General features: G+C 62.4%; 5 protein-coding genes. 2 read left to right on the plus strand and 3 right to left on the minus strand.

Annotated features, from left to right (window positions below; genetic code table 11):
* Positions 1-120 precede the first annotated feature (120 nt).
* Entirely contained in the window at positions 121-336 is a 216-nt protein-coding gene (locus tag ABW043_RS06410) for a hypothetical protein (protein WP_353920394.1), read from the minus strand.
* A 359-nt stretch (positions 337-695) separates the two neighbouring features.
* On the opposite strand from ABW043_RS06410, the gene ABW043_RS06415 reads away from it, so the two are divergent.
* Both ABW043_RS06415 and ABW043_RS06420 read left to right on the plus strand, forming a co-directional pair.
* Positions 696-1,730: an IS110 family RNA-guided transposase gene (locus tag ABW043_RS06415; RefSeq protein WP_353920395.1), complete on the plus strand. Its 1,035-nt coding sequence runs from the start codon at positions 696-698 to the stop codon at positions 1,728-1,730.
* A 259-nt stretch (positions 1,731-1,989) separates the two neighbouring features.
* The gene (locus ABW043_RS06420; protein ID WP_353920396.1) at positions 1,990-2,340 is read left to right on the plus strand and encodes a hypothetical protein; all 351 of its coding nucleotides are present in this window, start codon (positions 1,990-1,992) and stop codon (positions 2,338-2,340) included.
* Between the two features lie 365 nt (positions 2,341-2,705).
* Here ABW043_RS06420 and ABW043_RS06425 read toward each other — a convergent pair whose 3' ends face one another.
* Together ABW043_RS06425 and ABW043_RS06430 are read right to left on the minus strand one after the other, a co-directional pair.
* Entirely contained in the window at positions 2,706-3,950 is a 1,245-nt protein-coding gene (locus tag ABW043_RS06425) for a tyrosine-type recombinase/integrase (RefSeq protein WP_353920397.1), read from the minus strand.
* Positions 3,910-4,158: serine hydrolase (locus tag ABW043_RS06430; protein ID WP_353920398.1), on the minus strand; the 249-nt coding region annotated here is incomplete at its 5' end. The genes ABW043_RS06425 and ABW043_RS06430, both read right to left, overlap by 41 nt.

Raw genomic sequence — 4,158 nt, forward strand, 5'->3', positions numbered from 1 at the left:
CGATGTCGCTGATCGCATCCGCCTTGCTGCGGGGCGACCAGTATTCGCCGAAGTTACACAGGCGCGTGATATCGCCCTGTGTGTTCTTGCCGGTTGCACGCACATAACGCTTTGCCATGATTAGCTCTCCTTGACCGTGGTGTGGGGGCTGGCCTTTCCGTGGGCGGTAGTGACATACCGACCGGAGATGGCGCTGCGGTAATGGCTGCCCGACGACCCGCTGGGACCGCTGCTTTCGCGGACCGTCGTGCGGGGGCTGGCTTTGCCGTGTTTGGCGGTGACGTACCGCCCGGTGATCGCGCTGCGGTAGCTGCCGCCGCCTCGACCTTTGCTCATGGTGTTTCTCCATCATTGACGCGACTCGTGTTCATCGCGATTCGCAATGTGGAGAGTGGAGGCGACAAATCGCGTCGCATCGAGCCAAGGCCCAATGCGCGCTGTTCCGCATGGGCAGATTGAATCGATTTTCGCGCTATGTCGCGATCATTCGGCGAATCAGAAAGGCTGGGCTTGTAATGCGTCCGCTTGATTGGCTGGTGCGCTTGCCGTCAGAAAATCTTGCGCGATAGGTCGAGCGCGTCGGCAAGAACTAGGTCGTAAACGATGTTTGGGTCGGTAGCTGATGGGGTGGACGCCCCCCGACGGCATCGATGTGCCAAAGTGGAGGTGTTGAAACACCACTGAGGGAGGCGTCCGTGTCGGAAGTTACCACGATCGGTTTGGATATCGCCAAGAGTGTTTTTCATGCGCACGGCGCCGACGAGCGCGGCGTGACGGTGTTCAGTCGCAAGCTGACGCGCGGCAAGCTGCTCGACTTCTTCGCAGGGCAGCCGCGGTGCATTGTGGCTTTGGAGGCGTGCGGCGGAGCGCATCACTGGGCGCGTGAGTTGCAGGCGATGGGTCATGAGGTGCGGCTGATCCCGCCAGCGTACGTGAAGCCGTTCGTGAAGCGGCACAAGAACGATGCAATCGATGCGGAGGCGATCTGCGAGGCGGCGCAGCGTCCCGGGATGCGCTTCGTGGCGGTGAAGAGCGAGGAGCAGCAGGCATCAGGGCTGGTGTTCCGCACGCGCGACCTGTTGGTGCGGCAGCGCACCCAGCTCATCAACGCGATCCGGGGCCACCTGACGGAATATGGCTGGGTGGCGCCGCGTGGAACGGCGCACATGACCCTGCTCGCCGATATGCTCGACGATGAGGAGATGGCGTCGACCTTGCCTGCGGCGGCACTGCCGATGTTCAGGCTCATGGTCGACCTGCTGGCGGAGCTCGACAAGCGCGTCGCCACGCTCGATCGCGAGATCGCACGACGCGCAGGCCAGGACGAGGCGGCACGCCGGCTGATGACCATTCCCGGCATTGGCCCGATTGCCGCCACGGCAATCCTGGCACTTGCTCCACCCGTTGAGACGTTTGCCAAGAGCCGCGACTTTGCCGCCTGGCTCGGGCTTGCGCCACGACAGCACTCAACCGGCGGCAAGCAGCGGCTGGGCAGCATCTCGAAGATGGGAGAGCGCACCATCCGCCGACTGCTCATCATCGGCGGCAGCTCGATGGTCCGGAGAGCATGTCGCCACGGCGCGCCAGTAGGCTCGTGGCTCGAGCGGATGCTTGCACGCAAGCCGCGCATGCTCGTCTCGGTGGCGCTCGCCAACAAGATGGCGCGCATGGTCTGGGCGTTGCTGACGAGGAAAGAGGATTACAGGGCTCCGGCGGTGGCCACGGCGTAAGCCGCGGCGCCAGCCAGAGGCGTCGGGGACGTAGGCGGATCGAAGGAGGGTATGGCGCAACAGTCGGCGAGACGGGGCCGGAAGAACCAGTGAATGGCAGAGCGTTTCCAAGCGCGCAAAGCTGAAATGGATCCGGCCCGCGAACTCCCATACTGGCCCGCAGCTGTGGCGCTGCTCATCGAGGCCGGACAGATGACAGCATCCGACTACGTGCCACCATTACCCGATTTACCGCTTGCATCCGAAGGGGCGTCCACAGATGCCGTTCCGCAACCGGCGGGCATCTGGGGCGGCAGCTAGTGGTGGAATTCAGCCGTCAGCCCCGACCACCAGCGAGTTCATTAGCGCCATCGTCAACGCGCATCCCGGTGGTATGACAAGCTATGACTTTGGTACTCGCTTGGAAGACAGTCGAAGCATCACCGTCATTGCCGACACACGGTTCGGCGGTGGACAGACCGTATCGGAGGCCGGACCTAAGATCTTTTCGGTTCCGATCGCGCTAAACAAATGGCGCGACGGCTATGTTGAGGCAGAGAAACGTCGATTGCCACACATGGGCTTCGCTTTCGCGGGTAACACTTTTGCGGGCCAGACCGCCATTCCCTAGCGACCACCTGCCTCGGGAATCTTGTGACGGGCGAATTTGATGATGGTCCGACAGTGATGCTCGAAGCGGTTGCTACAGAGAGATGAAGCAGTTTGGCATCGAAGGCATGCAGCAGAAGATCGAGTACCGGGTCATGGGATTTGAGCTTGGTTCCGTTGGGCAAGTGGGGCGCTATTCCCCGACCGCGACGCACGCTGTTCCGCGCTATCAAGCTCTGCTGCCATCTCGAAGCCGTCAATCCGGCGGCGCTCGGCAACGCTCCGCGCCCGCCAGGTCGCGCACCATTTTGAATGGGGCGGCAGCTATCTGCCTCACGCAGCCCAAAGCTGCCGTTCTCCTCACGGCCCAAGAGCCGTCATTGTGGCTTAGGCCAGCAGGAACTCGGCCCACTCGTTCATCAATACCCTACGTCGGTCGAAAAAGTCTGTCCGCCGATACGCGGCCTCAACAGCGTTGGCGATCCGATGAGCCAGCGCCTTGTCTGCGACTTCCTTCGGGACATTGGTGCATTCTGCCACCCAATCGGTGAACGTGCTGCGGAAGCCATGAACGGTGGCATTGTCGATATTCATATCGCGGAGCACCTTGAGCATCGTCATGTCACTTATTGGCCTCCCCTCTTTGACGCTAAACAGCAGCCCCCCTCCCCCCACCTGCCCGTGCAATTCGAGGTGATGCTGGCGTAGCGCTCGCAGCAGCTTCACCGCGGCCGGCGCTAGCGGAACGATGTGCGCTTCCTTCATCTTCATTCTTGCCGCGGGTATCGACCAGACCGCTTTGTCCAGATCGAACTCGTCCCATGTCGCCTTGCGGGCTTCATTGGATCGCACGGCGGTCAATACCGTGAGCCTGAGTGCGTCACGGCCACGGGTCGAAGGCAACGCCGCTAGCGCTTTCATGAAGGCAGGCGCATCCTCGTGTGACATAGCGGCACGGTGGGTCACCTGATGGGTCTGGCGCGGCAGTCCTCGCGTCACCGATCGAAGCGAGACTTCTTCCGGCACCAGCCCCTTGATGTGGGCGAAGTCGAGCACGGTGCCGATGCGCTGAAGCACCCGCTTGGCCGTGTCCGGGACCGTCAGCCAGATCGGCTCCAGCACGGATAGAACCGCAACGCTGTCGACCGCAGTAACGGCCTTATTTCCAATGTGCGGAAACATGTGCCGCTCGAAACTCGAAATCCAGGACGCGTGCCGCTGATCCTTCCAGCCGCCCTTCATTGCGTCGTAGCAGTCGCGCGCCACCTCCTCGAAAGTCGGTGCCGATTTCCGGCTCACCCGCCGTCTGGAGGGTGGATCGATACCTGCGCGAACGGCTTTGCGCATGTCTGCCGCGAGCAATCGCGCATCGGCCAATGGCACGTCGTGGGCCGGTCCAAGGCCGAAATCCCGCCGCTGCCCGCCATGCTGCATCCGGAGCACCCACGACCGCGTTCCGCTTTCGCGTACGAGCAGATATAGTCCATGCATGTCGGCATGCCTGCCAGGACGGGCATGTTTGACCTTGAGAGTGGTCGCGGCGAACGCCGCCCGGCTAAGTCTGGCCGGTTTCCATGTGAGGTGGAGCACCTCACTCGACTGCCTGGTAAAGGAGCGCGCGCAGCTTGCCATGGTCGTCCGTGTCTCCGGCGGGCAAGAGCTGGGTCATGTAGACGACGGTCAGCCTCTCCCAGGGATCGACCCAGTATTGGCTATGGTAGGCCCCTCCCCAGCCGAATTCGCCCTCCGATCCGGGCTCCCCTGCTTTACCCACATCGATGCGGATCGAAAAACCGAGCCCGAAACCCATCCCGGCCTCATAGGGTATGTCACCGAGGTG

The organism is Devosia sp. (genome assembly GCF_040509215.1).
In the GTDB taxonomy this organism is placed as follows: Bacteria; Pseudomonadota; Alphaproteobacteria; order Rhizobiales; family Devosiaceae; genus Devosia.

Excerpts from the sequence above, each read along its gene's own strand:
- ABW043_RS06410 (WP_353920394.1), bottom strand. The coding sequence starts at position 336 with ATGAGCAAAGGTCGAGGCGGCGGCAGCTACCGCAGCGCGATCACCGGG.
- ABW043_RS06425 (WP_353920397.1), bottom strand. The coding sequence starts at position 3,950 with ATGGCAAGCTGCGCGCGCTCCTTTACCAGGCAGTCGAGTGAGGTGCTC.
- ABW043_RS06420 (WP_353920396.1), top strand. The coding sequence starts at position 1,990 with ATGCCGTTCCGCAACCGGCGGGCATCTGGGGCGGCAGCTAGTGGTGGA.